The following is an 18,329-nucleotide window of genomic DNA, read 5'->3' on the forward strand; positions in this document are numbered from 1 at the left end:
TCTTGAGTCCTGCCGTGTGTACGTCCGACCTCCCGGAGCGCCAAGCGTGGATCAGTTGGCCCTGCTGTTCATCGTGCTGCTCGGGGCGGTGATCAGCGTCCCGGTCGGAGACCGGCTCGGGCTGCCGTCGCCGGTGCTGATGACGCTGCTCGGGATCGTGCTCGCGCTGACCGACTTCGTGCCCGACGTCGACATCCCGCCCGATCTGATCCTGCCCGCGCTGCTGCCGCCGCTGCTCTACGCCGCCGTACGGCGCACCTCCTGGCGGCAGTTCACGGCGAACAAACGTCCGATCTTCCTGCTGGCCGTGGCGCTGGTGTTCGTCACCGGCTTCTGCGTCGCCGCCGTCGCCCACACCATCGTGCCGGGCCTGTCGGTGGCCGCCGCGCTGGCGCTCGGCGCGCTGGTCGCCCCGCCCGACCCGGTCGCCGCCACCGCGGTGGCCGGGCAGCTCGGGCTGCCCCGCCGCCTGGTGTCGATCCTGGAGGGCGAGGGGCTGTTCAACGACGTCACCGCCATCGTGCTCTACCACGTCGCCATCGCGGCCGCCGTCAGCGGGGAGTTCTCCGCCTGGCGGGCCGCGCTCGACCTGGTGCTCTCCGCGGTGGTCGCCGTCGTCGTGGGCGTGGCGCTCGGCTGGGGCACGAACAAGCTCCTCGACCTGCTCGGGGACGCCACCCTCCAGATCGGCCTCACCCTGCTCGTGCCGTACGCCGCCTACGTGCTGGCCGAGGAGCTGCACGGCTCCGGCGTCCTGGCCGTGCTCACCACCGCGCTGTTCCTGGCCGAGTACGCCTCCGACGCCGACGACGTGATGACCCGGCTGGCCGGGCACACCGTCTGGGACGTGGTGGACACCCTGGTCACCGGCGTCGCCTTCGGCCTGATCGGCCTGGAGCTGCACAACGCCGTGCGGACCGCCTCCGGGCGCTGGGGCGAACTGCTCGGCTGGGCCGGGGCGGTGGTCGGCGTGGTGGTGTTCGTCCGGCTGCTGTGGCTGCTGCCGGCGACCTGGCTGACCCGGCGCCTGCACGCGATGCGCGACACGGAGGAGGACATCCCGACCAGTTGGCGGGAGACGGTCGTCATGTGGTGGGCCGGGATGCGCGGCGTGGCCTCGGCGGCCCTCGCGCTGGCCGTCCCGCTGACCACGCGGAGTGGGGCGCACTTCCCCGACCGGGACGAGATCGTGTTCATCGCCTTCGGGGTGATCATGGTCACGCTCGTGGTCCAGGGCCTCACCCTGCCCTGGCTGGTCAAGCGCTTGGGCGTGCGGGCCGACACCGAAGTGGAGCAGGAGTTCGAGCGGGCCCTGGCGGTGCGCGCGGCCAAGGCGGCCAAGCGGCGGCTGCGGGAGATCGAGTCGGTCGAGGACCTGCCCGAGGACCTGTCCGAGCAGATGCTGCGCCGGGCCTTCGAGATCGGGCTGAGGATCAACCCGCAGATCGGGGACGAGGAGCGGCACGAGGCGCACGCGAAGCGGGTGCGCCGGCTCCGGCGCACCCGCAGGATCCAGAACGAGATGCTCAGCGCCGCCCGGCACGAGGTGCTGGCGGCGCGCAGCGAGCCCGGCGCGGACCCGGAGATCGTGGACCGGGTGCTGCGCCACCTCGACGTGCGCAGCCTGCGCTGACCCGGGCCGCGCCCCGCACGGTCGAGTCGCCCCGGCGGGAACGGCCGGAGGGGAAGTCCTCGCACGGGACGTGTGCGGGCCTTCGGCCGGTGCGGCGAGAGTGCGTGCCGGGCGTCGCCGGGCAGACGGGAACGCGACGGCAGGCCCTAGGCTTTCGACCATGACTCGCAACGTGGTGATCAGCGGCGCAGGCACGGGGATCGGGCGGGCCGCGGCGCACGCCTTCGCGGCCGACGGCGACCGGGTCCTGCTGCTCGGACGGCGGGAGGAGAAGCTGCGCGAGGCCAAGGTCCCCGGGGCGCTCGTCTACGCGGCCGACCTCAGTGACGCGGCGGCGGTGCGCGGGGCGGCCCGGTTCGTGGGCGACGAACTCGGCGCCGTGGACGTGCTGGTGCACAGCGCCGGAGGCGCCGGGCGCCACGAGGAGCGGGCGGAGCGGGACGACCCGCTGGACCGGATCGCGGACGACTGGACCTCTGACTTCCGGACGAACACCCTGACCGCCGTGCTGCTCACCGAGGCCCTGAAGGACCGGCTCGCCGACCCCGGCGGCCGGGTGCTCTTCCTCAGCTCCATCGCCGCCTACCGCGGCTCCGGCAGCGGCGCCTACGCCTCCGCCAAGGCCGCCCTGCACCCCTACGCCCACGATCTGGCCCGTCAGTTGGGGCCGCGCGGGGTGACGGTCAACGTGGTCGCGCCCGGTTACATCGAGGACACCGACTTCTTCGGCGGCGCCGTGAACGAGGAGTTCCGCGCGCAGCGCGTCGCGGAGACCTCCACCGGCCGCGCGGGCACTCCCGGCGACGTCGCCGCCACCCTGCACTGGCTGGCCTCGCCGGCCGCCGCCCACGTCACCTCGCAGGTGATCCAGGTCAACGGCGGCGCGGAGCGCGGCCACTGAAGCAGGTTCAGCGCCGGCCCGAGCCCGACTTGTCGAGGGAGGGCCGGCCCCCGGGGCCGCGCGACCGCTCCGGCGCATCGGCGTCGGCGCCGGACCCCTCCGGGACGTGGGCCGTGTGCACGCGGGGCAGCGCGTACGGGTGGTGCTCGCGCAGCCAGCGGATCATCTCCTCGCGCACCGCGACGCGCACCGTGAAGATGTCGTCGGCGTCCTTCGCCGTCACCAGCGCCCGGACCTCCACGGTGGTGGGGGCGGTGTCCGTGAGGTACAGGTTGTGGGCGCGGCCGTCCCAGGCGGGGCACTCGCGCAGGATGTCGCGCAGCTTCTCGCGCATCGCCTCCAGGGGCGCCGCGTGGTCGAGGTGCCAGAAGACGGTGCCCGTCATCTGCGGGGTGCCGCGCGACCAGTTCTCGAACGGGTTGGACGTGAAGTACGACACCGGCATGGTGATCCGGCGCTCGTCCCAGGTCCGCACGGTCAGGAAGGTCAGCGTGATCTCCTCGACGGTGCCCCACTCCTCGTCGACGACCACGGTGTCGCCGATGCGCACCAAGTCGCCGAAGGCGATCTGGAGCCCCGCGAACAAGTTGCTCAGCGTGGACTGCGCGGCGACGCCGGCGACGATGCCGAGGACGCCCGCCGAGGCCAGCAGCGAGGCGCCGGCCGCGCGCATCGCCGGGAAGGTCAGCAGCATCGCGGCCGCGGCGACCACGATGACGACCGCCGAGACCACGCGCATGATCAGCTCGACCTGGGTGCGCACGCGCCGCACCCGGGCGGGATCCCGGTGGGCGCGGCCGTGGGCGTAGCGCGAGTAGGAGGTCTCGACGATCGCCGCGGCGATCCGGATCGCCAGCCAGGCGGCGGACCCGATCAGCACCAGGGTCAGCGTCCGGCCGATGCCGGTGTGGTGCTTCTCCAGCAGCTCGGCCTGGTCGTAGGACCCTCTCAGCAGGGCGGAGCACAGGGCGAGTTGATAGGGCACGCGGGCGCGGCGCAGCAGCCCCCACAGCGGCGTCTCGTGACGCCGCTGGTCGGCCTTGCTCAGCAGCAGGTCGGTGGCCCAGCCGATGACCAGGGTGAGCACGACGGAGCCGCCGACCACGACCAGCGGGCGAAGTACGTTCTCCATGCATCCGAACCTAACCGGCCGCCGGGGAGCATGAACATGTGTGATCCAAAAGTTCGCGGGTAACGCCCGCGGCGGTGTGGCGCGGCTCTCGTCGGCCGACGGCGCCCGGCGGCGACCGGGCGCGGGCGTCCCCGGATGGCACGATGGCCTCATGAACATCATGCTCTTCCACTCGACCCAGGGCCTCACCCCGGCCGTGCGCGACGCCGCCGGCCGGCTGCGCGCGGCCGGGCACGAGGTGTGGACGCCGGACCTCTTCGAGGGCCGCGTCTTCGACTCGGCCGAGGCGGGCGGGGAGTTCACGGAGAGCGTCGGCAAGGACGAGCTGCTGCGGCGCGCGGTGCTGGCCGCCGCGCCCTACTCGGAGCGCGGCATGGCGTACGCAGGGTTCTCACTGGGCGCCTCGGTCGCCCAGACGCTGGCCCTCGGCGACGAGAGGGCCCGCGGACTGCTCCTGCTGCACGGCACGTCCGACCTCGCCCCGGAGGTCCACGTCGACGATCTGCCGGTCCAGCTCCACGTGGCCGAGCCCGACCCGTTCGAGACGGACGACTGGCTGAGCGCCTGGTACCTCCAGATGGGCCGGGCCGGCGCCGACGTGGAGGTCTACCGGTACCCCGGGGCCGGCCACCTCTACACCGACCCCGACTCGCCGGACTACGACCGGGAGGCCGCCGAGGCCACCTGGCGCGTGGCGCTCGGCTTCCTCGACGGCCTCTAGAGAGCCCCGGCGCCGCTGAAGCCCCGGAACTGTTGCAGTCCCGGGGCCCCGCGCGCTGGGCGGTGACGTCGAGGACGCCGTAGCCGTGCCGGTTGGCCGCAGATCACTGACCGTACGCAGAGAGCGGGCGAACCGGTGAAGTTCGCCCGCTCTTCAGCACCTGGTTTCGCCCGCTCTTCAGCGCCCGTCACGGATGCCGGGCGGTTCAGGCCTTCAGGGCCGCGCCCACCACCGAGTCGAACTGCTGCACCGTCATGGGCGGGTTCTGGCCGCCCGGCGCGGTGAGGACCTTGCCGTTCATGACGAAGCTGGGCGTGCCGGTCACGCCGTCCTTGTTGGTGTCCCAGGTCTTGGACATCGCCAGCGCCCAGGCGTCGTACGTGCCCTTCTTCACCGCCGTGTCGAAGGCGGCGTTGCCCTTCAGCGCGGGGACGGTGTCCGCGATCTGGAGGAGGTAGGCGTCGTCCTTGAACTTGTCGGTGGTCTCGTCCGGGTGCCACTTGGCCGAGTACATCGCCGTCTTGTACTGGAGGAACGCCTCGGGGCTCACGTTCAGCGCGGCGCCCAGGGCGCTCATCGCGTTCTTGGAGCCCTCGCCGCGCGAGCCGATCGTGCCCTTGCCGAGCGCGTCGCCGTCGATGAACGTGCCGCCGATGTACTGGATCTTGAACTTGCCGTCGTCGATGTCCTTCTGCACGGTCGTGCCGACCGTCTGCTCGAACTGGGCGCACACCGGGCAGCGCGGGTCCTCGTAGACCTTGAGGGTCTTGGCGGCCGTGCTCTTGCCGATGACGACGGTCGTGCCGTCCTGGCCGGAGGTGTGGGCCGGGGCGACGACCTTCGCGCCCTTCTCGGCCTCCCAGTGACCCGGCTTGTTGGCCTGCACGACGGCGTAGCCGATGCCGCCGGCCGCCGCCAGCACGACGACGACCGCGCCGGCGACGAGGAGCTGACGCTTCGTCCGGTCGCGCTTGGCCTGGCGCTCGCGCTCGACGCGCAGCCGCTCCCGGGCCGCCGTCTTGGCCGACTGGCTGTTCCGCTTGCTCATGGTGGTGTTCTCCTGTGGGACGCGCGGCCGTGCCGCGCGGAAGCAATGGGGGGTGGGAGTCGTCTGTGCGGGGGCGGGCCGCCGCCGCTCAACTGCGGGCGACGGCCGCCGGGCACGGCGGTCCGCGCCGCCCCAGGGAGTGCACGAGCAGGCGGGTGCGCGGGGAGCGGCGCGGCGCGGCCGGGCGCGGCGGCCGGGCGGCCGCGCGGGGGCGGGGGACGGCGCCCGCGCCGGAGGCCGCCGCCAGCAGCGGGCGGAACGCGGTCGCGGCCGCCGCGCGCAGCGACTGGGCCACCGCCCGCTCGCCGCGGCGCAGCCAGCCGGCCGCGAGCAGGCCGACGCCGACGTGCGCGGCGAGCAGCAGCCAGGCGGTCGCCGGACCGGCGTGCGCGAGCAGCCCCGCGAGGTGGCCGGCGCCGGTCGGCCACTGCCCGGCGTGCGGGCGCTGCGCGCCGCCGCCGCTCCACCGGGTCAGGGGGGCGCCGACGTCCGTGCCGCTGCCGCACAGCACGTCCCAGCCGACCGAGCGCAGCGGACCGGCGAGCGGGCCGCCGGCGGGCCCGTAGCAGACGTGCTGGCCGGTGGTGAAGACCGTGTCGGCGGCCAGCTCCAGCGGGACCAGCAGGGCGGCGATCCGCCCGAAGCCGCGCTCGCGCCCGGCCAGCGCGTAGGCGAACGGGAACGCGACGGCCGCGACGGCGGCCACTGTGTCCAGCGGCAGCGGGACCTGGGACAGCAGCACGTGCGACGCGGTGCTGAGCGTCACGACCACGGCCGTGAACAGCGCCGCGCGCGCGGCTCTGAGCGGGGTCCCGGATATGTCCATAGCGAGGGATGAGTGTGTCACGTGCGCCGGTAAGGGGTGTCTAAAGGGGGCCCGTGCGCGGCCCTTCCGTCACAGACCCGGAATCCGCCCGTTGCGGAACAGGTCCAGGAAGATCTGGTGGTCGGCCCGCGCGCGGGCGCCGTAGGCGTGCGCGAAGTCGGCCAGCAGCGGGCCGAAGCCTTCCTCGTCGGCGGCGATCACCGCGTCGATGGCCCGCTCGGTGGAGAACGGCACCAGCGACTCGCCCGACTGGTCGTCCGCCGCCGCGTGCATGGCGGCCGTGGCCCGGCCGAGGTCCGCGACGACCTCGGCGATCTCCTCCGGGTCGTCGATGTCGTCCCAGTCCAGGTCGACGGCGTACGGCGAGATCTCGGCGACGAGCTGCCCGGCGCCGTCCAGCTCGGTCCAGCCCAGCCAGGGGTCGGCGTGCGCCTGGAGGGCCCGCTGGGAGATCACCGTGCGGTGGCCCTCGTGCTGGAAGTACTCCTGGATCGCCCGGTCGGCGATGTGCCGGGAGACGGCCGGGGTCTGGGCCTGCTTGAGGTAGATCACCACGTCGTTCTCCAGGGCGTCGCTGTTGCCCTCCAGGAGGACGTTGTACGACGGCAGCCCGGCCGAGCCGATGCCGATGCCGCGGCGGCCCACCACGTCCTTCACGCGGTAGGAGTCCGGGCGGGCCAGCGAGGACTCCGGCAGCGTCTCCAGATAGCCGTCGAAGGCGGCCAGCACCTTGTAGCGGATGGCCGCGTCCAGCTCCACCGCGCCGCCGCCGGGCGCGAAGCGGCGCTCGAAGTCCCGGATCTCGGTCATCGACTCCAGCAGCCCGAAGCGGGTCAGCGAGCGGGCGTCGCGCAGCGCGTCCAGCAGCGGGCCCCCGGCGGTGTCCAGGGTGAAGGGCGGCACCTCGTCGCTCTTGGCGCCGGTGGCCAGGGCCTGGATCCGCTCCCGGTAGGACGCCGCGTACAGCCGCACCAGCTCGGTGATCTGCTCGTCGCTGAGCGCTTTGGCGTACCCGACCAGGGCGATCGAGGCCGCGAAGCGCTTCAGGTCCCAGGTGAAGGGGCCGACGTACGCCTCGTCGAAGTCGTTGACGTTGAAGACCAGCCGCCCGTTCGCGTCCATGTACGTGCCGAAGTTCTCCGCGTGCAGGTCGCCGTGGATCCACACGCGCGAGGTGCGCTCGTCCAGGTAGTCGACGCCGCGCTCGCCCGCCGTCCGGCCGCCGCCGTCCGCGGCGAGGTCGTGGTAGAAGAGGCACGCCGTGCCCCGGTAGAACGCGAAGGCGGAGGCCGCCATCTTGCGGAACTTCACGCGGAACGCGGCCGGGTCGGCGGCGAGCAGCTCGCCGAAGGCGGTGTCGAGGACGGCGAGGATCTGCTCGCCGCGCTGCTCGTCGCTGAGCTGGGGGACCGACATCGCTGGGTGCCTCCTGGTGCGGGTGGTGCCTGTCATGGACGGTGACTCACAGTGACGGATGAGGCGCGGGACGTCTCCCCGCGCTTCCCCCCGTCAACGTCGCACGCCTCGCGGGAGTGCCCGGCTCTCCGCCGGAAGGCACGCGGGGAGGGCGGCCGCGTGTCAGTGCCGGGGCATAGACTTCGACGCTGTTCCCCCACAGCGTCCGCTGCCGCCGCCGAGTCCCGTCGACTCCCGCCTTGCGTCCCTCCTGGAGGCCGAACCGTGTCGAAGCCGCCGTTCACGCACCTGCACGTGCACACCCAGTACTCGCTGCTGGACGGCGCCGCGCGGCTGAAGGACATGTTCGACGCGTGCAACGAGATGGGCATGACGCACATCGCCATGTCCGACCACGGCAACCTGCACGGGGCGTACGACTTCTTCCAGTCCGCGAAGAAGGCCGGGGTCACCCCGATCATCGGGATCGAGGCGTACGTCGCCCCGGAGTCGCGGCGCAACAAGCGCAAGATCCAGTGGGGCCAGCCGCACCAGAAGCGGGACGACGTCTCCGGCTCCGGCGGGTACACCCACAAGACGATGTGGGCGGTGAACCGGACCGGTCTGCACAACCTCTTCCGCCTCTCCTCCGACGCGTACGCCGAGGGCTGGCTGCAGAAGTGGCCGCGCATGGACAAGGAGACCATCTCCCAGTGGTCCGAGGGCGTCGTCGCCTCCACCGGCTGCCCCTCCGGCGAGGTGCAGACCCGGCTGCGCCTGGGCCACTTCGACGAGGCCCTGAAGGCCGCCGCCGACTACCAGGACATCTTCGGCAAGGACCGCTACTTCCTGGAGCTGATGGACCACGGCATCGACATCGAGCACCGGGTCCGCGACGGCCTGCTGGAGATCGGCAAGAAGCTCGGCATCCCCCCGCTGGTCACCAACGACTCGCACTACACCTACGCGCACGAGGCGACCGCCCACGACGCGCTGCTGTGCATCCAGACCGGCAAGAACCTCTCCGACCCCGACCGCTTCAAGTTCGACGGCACCGGCTACTACCTGAAGTCCACGGACGAGATGTACGCCATCGACTCCTCCGACGCCTGGCAGGAGGGCTGCGCCAACACCCTCCTGGTCGCCGAGATGGTCGACACCACCGGCATGTTCGAGGCGAAGAACCTCATGCCGAGGTTCGACATCCCCGACGGCTACACGGAGATCACCTGGTTCAAGGAGGAGGTGCGCCGCGGCATGGAGCGCCGCTTCCCCGGCGGCATCCCCGACGACCGCCAGAAGCAGGTCGAGTACGAGATGGACGTCATCATCCAGATGGGGTTCCCGGGCTACTTCCTGGTGGTCGCCGACTTCATCATGTGGGCCAAGAACAACGGCATCGCGGTCGGCCCCGGCCGAGGCTCCGCGGCCGGCTCGATCGTCGCCTACGCCATGGGCATCACCGACCTCGACCCGATCCCGCACGGCCTGATCTTCGAGCGGTTCCTCAACCCCGAGCGCGTCTCCATGCCCGACGTCGACATCGACTTCGACGAGCGCAGGCGCGTCGAGGTGATCCGGTACGTGACCGAGAAGTACGGCGCCGACAAGGTCGCCATGATCGGCACCTACGGCAAGATCAAGGCGAAGAACGCCATCAAGGACTCCGCGCGCGTGCTGGGCTACCCGTACGCGATGGGCGACCGCCTCACCAAGGCGATGCCCGCCGACGTCCTCGGCAAGGGCATCGACCTCAACGGCATCACCGACTCCGGGCACCCGCGCTACGGCGAGGCGGGCGAGATCCGCGGGATGTACGAGAACGAGCCGGACGTGAAGAAGGTGATCGACACCGCCAAGGGCGTCGAGGGCCTGGTCCGGCAGATGGGCGTGCACGCCGCCGGCGTGATCATGTCCAGCGAGACGATCACCGAGCACGTGCCCGTCTGGGTCCGGCACACCGACGGCGTGACCATCACGCAGTGGGACTACCCGAGCTGCGAGTCGCTCGGCCTGCTGAAGATGGACTTCCTCGGCCTGCGCAACCTGACGATCATGGACGACGCCGTCAAGATGGTGAAGTCCAACAAGGGGATCGACATCGATCTCCTCGGCCTGCCGCTGGACGACCCGACGACCTTCGAACTCCTCCAGCGCGGCGACACCCTCGGCGTCTTCCAGTTCGACGGCGGCCCCATGCGCTCCCTGCTGCGCCTGATGAAGCCGGACAACTTCGAGGACATCTCCGCCGTCTCGGCGCTCTACCGTCCCGGCCCGATGGGCATGGACTCGCACACCAACTACGCCCTGCGCAAGAACGGCCTCCAGGAGATCACGCCGATCCACAAGGAGCTGGCGGAGCCCCTCGAAGAGGTCCTCGCGGTCACCCACGGCCTGATCGTCTACCAGGAGCAGGTGCAGAAGGCCGCCCAGATCATCGCCGGCTACTCGCTCGGCGAGGCCGACATCCTGCGCCGTGTGATGGGCAAGAAGAAGCCCGAGGAACTGGCGAAGAACTTCGTCCTCTTCCAGAAGGGCGCGCGCGAGAAGGGCTACTCCGACGAGGCCATCCAGGCTCTGTGGGACGTGCTGGTCCCGTTCGCCGGCTACGCGTTCAACAAGGCCCACTCCGCCGCCTACGGCCTGGTGTCGTACTGGACCGCGTATCTGAAGGCCAACTACCCGGCCGAGTACATGGCCGCGCTGCTGACCTCCGTGAAGGACGACAAGGACAAGTCGGCGGTCTACCTCAACGAGTGCCGCCGCATGCGCATCAAGGTGCTCCCGCCGAACGTCAACGAGTCCATGTCCAACTTCGCCGCCCAGGGCGACGACGTGATCCTCTTCGGCCTGTCCGCCGTGCGCAACGTCGGCACGAACGTGGTCGAGGCGATCGTCCGGGGCCGCAAGGCCAAGGGGAAGTACGCCTCCTTCCCGGACTACCTGGACAAGGTCGAGGCGGTCGCCTGCAACAAGCGGACCACCGAGTCGCTGATCAAGGCCGGCGCCTTCGACGAGATGGGCCACACCCGCAAGGGCCTCACCGCGCAGTACGAGCCGATGATCGACAACGTGGTCGCGGTCAAGCGCAAGGAGGCCGAGGGGCAGTTCGACCTCTTCGGCGGCATGGGCGAGGAGGCCGCGGGCGAACCCGGCTTCGGCCTGGACGTGCAGTTCTCCCCGGACGAGTGGGAGAAGACGTATCTGCTCGCCCAGGAGCGGGAGATGCTCGGCCTGTACGTCTCCGACCACCCGCTCTTCGGTCTGGAGCACGTGCTCTCCGACAAGGCCGACGCGGGCATCTCCCAGCTCACCGGCGGCGAGCACGCCGACGGCGCGGTCGTCACCATCGGCGGCATCATCTCCGGCCTCCAGCGCAAGATGACCAAGCAGGGCAACGCCTGGGCCATCGCCACCGTGGAGGACCTCGCGGGCTCCATCGAGTGCATGTTCTTCCCGGCGACCTACCAGTTGGTGTCCACCCAACTCGTCGAGGACGCCGTGGTGTTCGTCAAGGGCCGCCTCGACAAGCGCGAGGACGTGCCGCGGCTGGTCGCCATGGAACTCCAGGTCCCCGACCTGTCCCACGCGGGCGCCAACGCGCCGGTGGTGCTCACCATCCCCGCGCTGAAGGTCACGCCGCCGATGGTCAGCCGCCTCGGCGAGATCCTCAGCCACCACAAGGGCGACAGCGAGGTGCGGATCAAGCTCCAGGGCCCGCGCTCGACCACGGTGCTGCGCCTGGACCGGCACCGGGTCAAGCCCGACCCCGCCCTGTTCGGCGACCTGAAGGTGCTGCTCGGACCGGCCTGCCTGGCGGGCTGACCGCGCCGGGCCTGCCGCGCCTGTCAGGCGCCCCGGCCACGCGCGAAGGGGCGTCCCCGTCCACGGCGGGCACGCCCCTCGTCGGCGTCAGGGCTCGGTCAACCGCCCGTGCGCCGGAATCAGTTGTGGCCGAAACGCTTCTGGTTGTCCTTACGGGGCGTGCCGGTGGGGGAGAGCTGCGGCGCGTGGTCCGAGTGCGCCTCCGTCGTGGAGCGCTCGCCGTTCTGGGGGCCGCCCGCGGCCACGGACGTCTTCCGGTTGCGGTCCTGCTTGCGGTTCTTGGCCATGGTGATCAACCTCCTACGGGGGATCTAGGGCGTGTTTCGGAAGTAGCGTCGTCCGCCCGCCGGGCAGACGGGACTTTCGAAACATGCCCTAGGGGCCAGGTCCGCGATCAGACTCACATACGCCGACAATGAACGCATGTCGGATAATTACCCTGTGTGACAAGGGTGATCGGGCCGCCGAGCCCCCAAACGCCACGCCGAAGATCGAGTTCAGGCCGTTAACCCCGGCGCGGTCGGGCAGACTCGAAGGAAGCCCGAAGCGCACTCCGTTCGGCATGCCGTCGCACACTCCGCACCGAACCCGCACCGAACCCGTATCGAACTCCGCAACCGCACCACGGGGCGACAAGCCCGAGGCAACCCCCCGGAAAGAGGGTGGATCGCGTGGACCGCTGCATCGTCCTGGTGGACGCCGGGTATCTGCTGGGGGCCGCCGCGAGCCTCCTCGCGGGAGAGCCGTCGCGCTCCCGGATCGCCGTCGACCACACCGCGCTCGTCCAGGGCCTGCGCGAGCAGGCCGAGTCCGACACCGAGCGCCCCCTGCTGCGCATCTACTGGTTCGACGGCGCCCCCGACCGGGTCCCGCAACCCGAGCACCGCAGGCTGCGGGTGATGCCCCGGGTCACCGTCCGGCTCGGCGCGCTGACCCGCAGCGACGGGCGCTGGGCGCAGAAGGGCGTGGACGCCGCCATGCACGCCGAGCTGACCGAACTCGCCCGCAACCGCGCCTGCTCCGACGTCGTCCTCGTCACCGGCGACGGCGACCTGCTGCCCGGCATGATGGCCGCCAAGGAACACGGCGTCGCCGTCCACCTGTGGGCCGTGCAGGCCGCCGACGGCGACTACAACCAGTCCGAGGACCTGGTCGCCGAGGCCGACGAGCGCCGCGTCCTGGACCGCACCTGGATCACCAAGGCCGTACGGGCCAAGGAACTCGGCGGCGTCTGCGCGCCGCCGCCCGCCCCCCGTCCCGAGATCGCGGCGATCCTCTCCGCCCCGCTGCCCGAGTCCGCCCCGCCCACGGGCGTCGAGCGCCCCGCCCCGCACCGGGGCCACCCGGAGGACGGCGAGGCCGGGGACGGCGCCGGGGAGCGGATGCCCGCCGCCAAGGGCGTGCCCACCCCCAAGGACCTCGCCGGGCTGCGCGCCCCGGGCGCCCACCCGGCCCAGCACCCGAGCACGGCGACCCTGCGCTGGTCCTCCGACCGCGGCTGGGTGGAGCGCGGCGCGGTCGCCGAGCCCGCCGAGGCCGCCTCCCTGCCCACCCTCGCCCAGCTCACCACGGCCGAGCAGCGGTGGGCGGACCGGGAGGAGGACATCACCACCGTCGGCGGCGACCCCTACGAGGTCGGACAGGTGTTCGCGCGGCGCTGGGTGGAGCGGCTCGGCGACCGCGGCCACCTCGGCAAGCTGTCGTCGATGTACCCCCGGGTCCCGCACCGCGTCGACGGCGAACTGCTGCGCTACGCCGCCCGCTTCGGGCTGCTCGCGCACAAGGACGACCAGATCGACGAGCACGACCGGTATGCCATCCGGGCCGGTTTCTGGCGGGAGATCGACGTGCGCACCGGCGTCGAGCACGCCCCCGCCGCCGACTGAGCGGCCCGCCGCCCGCCGGGATCCCTCCGGAGCGTCCCGGAGGAACCGGACGAGGCCGGCCCAAGGGCGAGTAAAGCGCTCGGACCCCGTACCCTCGTCCTTTGTGAGTACGCGCGCGGGACAGGCACTTCGGCACGGGAGCGACGTCGTGTGCGCGGTGCGCGGGCTGACCAAGACCTACCCGGCGGCCCGCGGCCGGCGCGGCGCCCCCGGCACGCCCGAGGTGCGCGCCACCGACGACGTCACGCTCCAGGTGCGGCGCGGCGAGGTGTTCGGGCTGCTCGGGCCGAACGGCGCCGGCAAGTCCACCCTGGTCCGCCAGCTCACCGGACTGATGCGCCCCGACCGCGGCGCCGTCGAGATCCTCGGCCACGACATCGTGGCGCACCCCGAGCGCGCCGCACGGATCCTCGCCTATCTCGGCCAGGAGTCCAGCGCTCTGGACGAGCTGACCGTGGCGCTCGCCGCCGAGACCACCGGGCGGCTGCGCGGACTGGACGTCCGGCGGGCCAGGTCGGAGCGGGACGCCGTGCTCGACGAACTGGGCCTCGCGCCGATCGCCGGGCGCCCGCTGAAGAAGCTCTCCGGCGGCCAGCGGCGCCTGGCCTGCGTGGCCGCCGCGCTGGTCGGCGAGCGCCCGCTGCTGGTCCTGGACGAGCCCACCACCGGCATGGACCCGGTGGCCCGGCGCGCGGTGTGGTCCGCCGTCGACCGCCGGCGCGCCGAGCGCGGCGCCACCGTCCTGCTGGTCACCCACAACGTCATCGAGGCCGAGACCGTGCTCGACCGGGTCGCCGTCCTCGACGCCGGCCGGGTCATCGCCTGCGACACCCCGGCCGGACTGAAGGAGCGGGTCGCCGACGAGGTCCGGGTGGAGCTGGTGTGGCGGGACCAGGCGCCCCTGGAGGTGCCCGAGATCGCCGCCCTGAGCGAGCGGGCCGCGGCGGCGGGGCGGCGCTGGACGCTGCGGCTCGCCCCCGAGGAGGCCCGCGCCGTCGTGGCCACGGTCACCGGCGGCGCCGCGTTCGCCGCCCTGGACGACTTCACCCTCGCCACGCCCAGCCTGGAGGACGTGTACCTGGCGCTGGGCGGCGCCTCTCGGCAGGGACTGGTGAAGGCGTGAGCGGCGAGCACGGCCGCGGGGCCGCGCCGTCCGGAGACGGTGAGAGGGTGAGCGCGCGGGCCGCCGTGTCCGTATGGTCCCCTGGGCGACCCGCCGCCGCGCGGGGCGCGGGACAGGACGCCGCAGCGAAGAGGGAGCAGTTCCACGTGAGTGTCGTAACCGCCGACGCGTCCGCCGGTGTGACGGCCGGGCAGGACCGCGGCGCCGGGCGGGCCGGAGCGGCCGGACTCGCACCGTCGGCGCGGCTGTGGCCGTCCCTCGCCGCCGTGTACCGGGCGCAGCTCTCCCGGGCGCGGGTGGCACGGATCCCGCTGCTGTTCGTGGCGACCTTCCAGTCCGTCGGCATCATGATCATGATGCGCGGCGTGGTCAGCGGCGGCGGCGAGGCCCGCTCCGTGGTGGCGGGCGCGGCGATCGTGGTCGTGGCCTACGTCGCCCTGAACCTGCTGTCCCAGTACTTCGGCCACTTGCGGGCCAGCGGCGGCCTCGACCACTACGCGACGCTGCCGGTGCCGCCCGCGGCCGTGGTGCTCGGCGCGGCGGCGGCCTACGCGTCCTTCACCGTGCCCGGAACGCTGGTGACCGCGGTCTTCGGGTGCGTGCTGTTCGGTCTGCCGCTGGGCAACCTGTGGGTGCTCGTCGCGGTGATCCCGCTCGCGGGCGCCGCGCTCTCCGGACTCGGCGCCGTCTGCGGGCTGCTCGCCCCGCGACCGGAACTGGCCACCTTGCTGGGTCAGTTGGGCATGTCCGCCGCCCTGCTCCTGGGCGTCCTGCCGCCCGACCGGATGCCGGAGGCGATCCGGCTCGCCCGCGACCTGCTGCCGTCCACCTACGGCGTGGAGGCCTACGCGCGCACCTTCGCGGCCCGTCCCGACTGGGCGCTGGTGGGCCTCGACATGGCCGTCTGCGCCGGTGTGGGAGTGCTCTCGCTGGCGGCGGCGACCTGGGCGTATCGCCGGGCGGCCGTCCGGTGACGCGGCCGAGCGGACCGACTGGCACGATGACAAGGTGACGCCACCGTTGAACCCCTCCCAGCCGCCGCACGGGCGGCCCTCACAGCCCTCCCGGTCCGGCGAGGACGACCCGCAGGCCGGGCCGCACCCCCAGCCGCCCCGGCAGACCTGGCAGACGCCGGGCGCCGGGACCGCGGCGGCGGGGGCCGCGTACGGCAAGGACGAGCAGGCCGGGCGGCTCGGACAGGCCGGTCAGGTCGGGCAGGCCGGGCAGGTGGGCCAGGCCGGTCAGGACGCGCCGGACGGACCCGGGATGAAGACCGAAGTCCGCGAGGCCGTGGTGATCACGGTCGCCCTCGTGCTCGCCGGTGTGCTGCTGGGGCTGCTGTGGAACTGGCTGGCCCCGCGGGTGCCGCTGGTCGGGGACGCCACCGGAAGCAGTTGGGTCGTCTACCTCAAGGACACCGAGGGCGAGCAGGCGATCGGCGTGGACGGAACGTTCACGCTGCTGGCCCTGGCCTTCGGCGCGCTCAGCGCGGCGGCCGTCTTCCTGCTGCGTCGGCGCGGGGGCGTGCCGTCGGCGGTCGCCCTGGGCGTCGGCGGCCTGCTCGGAGCGCTGCTGGCGTGGCGGGTGGGGCTGTGGCTCGGTCCCGAGAGCGACGTGATCGCGCACGCCAAGGCCGTCGGCAAGGGCGTGACCTTCCCGGCGCCGCTGAGGCTGGGCGCGAAGGGCGCCCTCCTGGCGTGGCCCCTGGCGGCCCTCCTGGTCCACCTGGGCCTCACCGCCCTCTTCGGCCCCCGCGACCCGGACCCGTACGCCCAGAGCCCGTACGCCACCCCCTACGGGCCTACGCCGGACGGCCACGCGCCGCAGGGCCACGCGGCGGGAGGTCACGACGCGAGCGGCTACGCGGCTGGCGGGCACGCCCCGGACGGCCGGTCGCCGTACGACCACCCGTCCGACGGCCGCTCGCCGCACGGCGAGCAGTAGCCGCCCGACCCGCCTCCCGAACGCCGAGCCGCCGCAGCGCCGGGAGCGGGCGACGATCACGCGTCATACGGGGCCATGCGTCCGACGGCCAGGCGTCACACGGCCGTGCGGCCGGTCACGCGTCCCACGGCGGCCCGCTGCGGAACGCCGAGGGCGTGTTGCGAGAGTCCCGTCTGCCCGGCGGCGTCTGGCACGCACGCGCGCCGCGTTGTCGGGGGCACCCCGATACGCCCAGTATCGGGGCGACCCTCCGCCTTGCGATCGCACGCACCAGACACCGCCGGGCCCGCCCTGCGGGCGGACGACGCTACTTTCGCCACACGCCCTCGCGCCGTGACAGCGAGGCGCCGCGGGGCCGCACGGTCGGCCGCCCCGCGACGCGGGGCCGCACGGCCGACCGCCCCGCGCCGCAGGGCCTGGCAGTGGGCCGCCGGCCGTCAGTCCCGGCCGATCGTGGCCACCGCCGCGTCGGTCAGCCGGGCCAGGTCCAAGGGGGCGAGTTCCACCTCCAGGCCGCGGCGGCCCGCCGAGACGCAGATCGTGGGGTGGGCCGTCGCGGAGGCGTCCAGGACGGTGGGCAGCTTCTTGCGCTGGCCCAGCGGGCTGATGCCGCCGCGCACGTAGCCCGTGGTGCGCTCGGCGAGCGCCGGGTCCGCCATCGCCGCGCGCTTGCCGCCCACCGCCGACGCCAGCGCCTTCAGGTCCAGCGAGCCCGCGACCGGGACCACGGCCACCGTCAGCGCGCCGTCGACGTCCGCGACCAGGGTCTTGAACACCCGCTCCGGTGCGACGCCGAGGGCCTGCGCCGCCTCCTCGCCGTAGGAGGGATGCGCGGGATCGTGGTCGTAGGCGTGCACGGTGTGCTCCACGCCCGCCGCGGTCAGCGCCACCGTCGCGGGAGTGCCCCCGGCCTGCTGCTTCTTCGCCTTCTTCGCCATCCGTCGCCGACTTCCCTCGTTCCGACCGGCTCCTCACCGGCTCCTCACCGGCTTGTCAACGGCGTCTCTCCGGTGTCTTTCCCGGGTCCCGCCGGGTTCTCCCCGGTTCGCTCCGTGTCCTCGACGGGTCCTCGCCGGGCTTCCGCCGCGCGTGCCGCTTCCCGCGCACCTGCCCCCCCGTCCCGGATCACCCGGGGCGCCCCGGGCGCCCGCGCGTCAGTTGAAGCTCGTGGGAGCGCGGGTCAGCTCCGGCGCGGGCAGCGACGGCAGGGTCCGCAGGATCGCCGTCTCCGAGCGCAGCAGCCGCAGCTCGTCGCGCAGCCGCGAGGAGGTGTCGGGAGCCTGGAGCAGGCGCTGCTTGGTCGGGGTGTCCAGCACCATCGCCGCCGCCACCAGGTACGACACCACGCTCGGCTCGTCGGGCAGGTCGGCGCCGGTGGCCAGGGACCGCTCGCGCGCTCCGGCCAGCCGCTTCTGGTACTGCCGGAAGGACCGCAGCACCCCGTCGGCCAGCGGGGCCGCCTCGTCGCCGGGCTCCTCGCCCAGCTCCTGCAACTCGGCCGTGAGGTAGGGGCCGGAGGCGTCCACGGACAGCAGCCGCACCCGGGTCGTGCCGGTCGCCAGCACCTCGAAGCCGCCGTTCCCCCGCTCCCGCACGGTTGCCGCGTCGGCCACGCAGCCCACGCCGTAGAAGGCGCGGGCCGGATCGGCGCCGAACCCGGCGGCGGGGCCGCGTTCGGGCCGCGCCGTGGGGTCGGGCAGCCCCGGGGCGCTCGGCGCCACCTCGTGGCCGTCGCGGATCGCGACGACGGCGAAGCGGCGCGGCGCGTCCTCGGGCGTCTTCAGCAGGGTGCGCATCATCGCGCGATAGCGCTCCTCGAAGACGTTCAACGGGAGCACCAGCCCCGGGAACAGCACCGAGTTGAGCGGAAAGAGCGGGAGCCGGACGGTGGTCAC

15 protein-coding genes are annotated in these 18,329 nt (G+C 73.1%); 8 read left to right on the plus strand and 7 right to left on the minus strand.

All coding sequences use genetic code 11. The features are described from left to right. Positions 1-46: 46 nt before the first annotated feature. Together ABZ861_RS03440 and ABZ861_RS03445 are read left to right on the plus strand one after the other, a co-directional pair. A complete protein-coding gene (locus ABZ861_RS03440) occupies positions 47-1,633 on the plus strand; it encodes a Na+/H+ antiporter (protein WP_361622912.1) in 1,587 nt (528 codons plus the stop codon). 160 nt (positions 1,634-1,793) lie between these two features. Then, entirely contained in the window at positions 1,794-2,534 is a 741-nt protein-coding gene (locus ABZ861_RS03445) for an SDR family oxidoreductase (protein ID WP_361622915.1), read from the plus strand. A 7-nt stretch (positions 2,535-2,541) separates the two neighbouring features. On the opposite strand, the gene ABZ861_RS03450 is transcribed toward ABZ861_RS03445, so the two are convergent. Then, a complete protein-coding gene (locus tag ABZ861_RS03450) occupies positions 2,542-3,666 on the minus strand; it encodes a mechanosensitive ion channel domain-containing protein (RefSeq protein ID WP_361622918.1) in 1,125 nt (374 codons plus the stop codon). Between the two features lie 151 nt (positions 3,667-3,817). On the opposite strand from ABZ861_RS03450, the gene ABZ861_RS03455 reads away from it, so the two are divergent. Beyond that, a complete protein-coding gene (locus tag ABZ861_RS03455) occupies positions 3,818-4,387 on the plus strand; it encodes a dienelactone hydrolase family protein (RefSeq protein ID WP_361622921.1) in 570 nt (189 codons plus the stop codon). A 205-nt stretch (positions 4,388-4,592) separates the two neighbouring features. On the opposite strand, the gene ABZ861_RS03460 is transcribed toward ABZ861_RS03455, so the two are convergent. The 3 genes from ABZ861_RS03460 to ABZ861_RS03470 all read right to left on the minus strand — a co-directional run bounded on the left by ABZ861_RS03460 (position 4,593) and on the right by ABZ861_RS03470 (position 7,677). Continuing rightward, complete coding sequence (locus tag ABZ861_RS03460; RefSeq protein ID WP_361622924.1) at positions 4,593-5,435, minus strand: thioredoxin domain-containing protein; 843 nt, start codon at positions 5,433-5,435, stop codon at positions 4,593-4,595. A gap of 88 nt (positions 5,436-5,523) precedes the next feature. Then, positions 5,524-6,261 (minus strand): hypothetical protein, encoded by a 738-nt coding sequence (locus ABZ861_RS03465; protein ID WP_361622927.1) that lies wholly within the window; start codon positions 6,259-6,261, stop codon positions 5,524-5,526. A 69-nt stretch (positions 6,262-6,330) separates the two neighbouring features. Next, complete coding sequence (locus ABZ861_RS03470) at positions 6,331-7,677, minus strand: DUF2252 domain-containing protein (RefSeq protein WP_361622930.1); 1,347 nt, start codon at positions 7,675-7,677, stop codon at positions 6,331-6,333. Between the two features lie 264 nt (positions 7,678-7,941). On the opposite strand from ABZ861_RS03470, the gene dnaE reads away from it, so the two are divergent. Beyond that, positions 7,942-11,481: a DNA polymerase III subunit alpha gene (gene dnaE / locus ABZ861_RS03475; protein ID WP_361622933.1), complete on the plus strand. Its 3,540-nt coding sequence runs from the start codon at positions 7,942-7,944 to the stop codon at positions 11,479-11,481. A gap of 119 nt (positions 11,482-11,600) precedes the next feature. On the opposite strand, the gene ABZ861_RS03480 is transcribed toward dnaE, so the two are convergent. Beyond that, positions 11,601-11,768 (minus strand): hypothetical protein, encoded by a 168-nt coding sequence (locus ABZ861_RS03480; RefSeq protein ID WP_361622936.1) that lies wholly within the window; start codon positions 11,766-11,768, stop codon positions 11,601-11,603. Positions 11,769-12,152: 384 nt separating this feature from the next. Here ABZ861_RS03480 and ABZ861_RS03485 point away from each other — a divergent pair, with 384 nt between their 5' ends. The 4 genes from ABZ861_RS03485 to ABZ861_RS03500 all read left to right on the plus strand — a co-directional run bounded on the left by ABZ861_RS03485 (position 12,153) and on the right by ABZ861_RS03500 (position 16,434). After that, positions 12,153-13,367 carry an NYN domain-containing protein gene (locus ABZ861_RS03485; protein ID WP_361622939.1) on the plus strand — a complete coding sequence of 405 codons (1,215 nt, stop codon included), beginning with the start codon at positions 12,153-12,155 and terminating at the stop codon, positions 13,365-13,367. 148 nt (positions 13,368-13,515) lie between these two features. Then, positions 13,516-14,490, plus strand: a complete 975-nt coding sequence (locus ABZ861_RS03490) for an ABC transporter ATP-binding protein (protein ID WP_361623616.1) — start codon at positions 13,516-13,518, stop codon at positions 14,488-14,490. A gap of 179 nt (positions 14,491-14,669) precedes the next feature. Beyond that, positions 14,670-15,464, plus strand: coding sequence for an ABC transporter permease (locus tag ABZ861_RS03495; RefSeq protein WP_361623619.1), 795 nt, complete (start codon positions 14,670-14,672; stop codon positions 15,462-15,464). A gap of 34 nt (positions 15,465-15,498) precedes the next feature. Next, positions 15,499-16,434, plus strand: coding sequence for an AAA family ATPase (locus ABZ861_RS03500; RefSeq protein WP_361622942.1), 936 nt, complete (start codon positions 15,499-15,501; stop codon positions 16,432-16,434). A 437-nt stretch (positions 16,435-16,871) separates the two neighbouring features. Here the strand turns inward: ABZ861_RS03500 and ybaK are convergent, their stop codons facing one another. Beyond that, entirely contained in the window at positions 16,872-17,372 is a 501-nt protein-coding gene (gene ybaK / locus ABZ861_RS03505; RefSeq protein WP_361622945.1) for a Cys-tRNA(Pro) deacylase, read from the minus strand. Positions 17,373-17,588: 216 nt separating this feature from the next. Next, positions 17,589-18,329: an LON peptidase substrate-binding domain-containing protein gene (locus tag ABZ861_RS03510; RefSeq protein WP_361622948.1), complete on the minus strand. Its 741-nt coding sequence runs from the start codon at positions 18,327-18,329 to the stop codon at positions 17,589-17,591.

The sequence above is a fragment of the Streptomyces sp. NPDC046985 genome (assembly GCF_040644415.1).
GTDB lineage: Bacteria > Actinomycetota > Actinomycetes > Streptomycetales > Streptomycetaceae > Streptomyces.

Bases quoted from the DNA above. Each gene is read 5' to 3' on its own strand.
- ABZ861_RS03445 (WP_361622915.1), top strand. From the start codon at position 1,794: ATGACTCGCAACGTGGTGATCAGCGGCGCAGGCACGGGGATCGGGCGG.
- ABZ861_RS03450 (WP_361622918.1), bottom strand. From the start codon at position 3,666: ATGGAGAACGTACTTCGCCCGCTGGTCGTGGTCGGCGGCTCCGTCGTG.
- ABZ861_RS03455 (WP_361622921.1), top strand. From the start codon at position 3,818: ATGAACATCATGCTCTTCCACTCGACCCAGGGCCTCACCCCGGCCGTG.
- ABZ861_RS03460 (WP_361622924.1), bottom strand. From the start codon at position 5,435: ATGAGCAAGCGGAACAGCCAGTCGGCCAAGACGGCGGCCCGGGAGCGG.
- ABZ861_RS03465 (WP_361622927.1), bottom strand. From the start codon at position 6,261: ATGGACATATCCGGGACCCCGCTCAGAGCCGCGCGCGCGGCGCTGTTC.
- ABZ861_RS03470 (WP_361622930.1), bottom strand. From the start codon at position 7,677: ATGTCGGTCCCCCAGCTCAGCGACGAGCAGCGCGGCGAGCAGATCCTC.
- ABZ861_RS03480 (WP_361622936.1), bottom strand. From the start codon at position 11,768: ATGGCCAAGAACCGCAAGCAGGACCGCAACCGGAAGACGTCCGTGGCC.
- ybaK (WP_361622945.1), bottom strand. From the start codon at position 17,372: ATGGCGAAGAAGGCGAAGAAGCAGCAGGCCGGGGGCACTCCCGCGACG.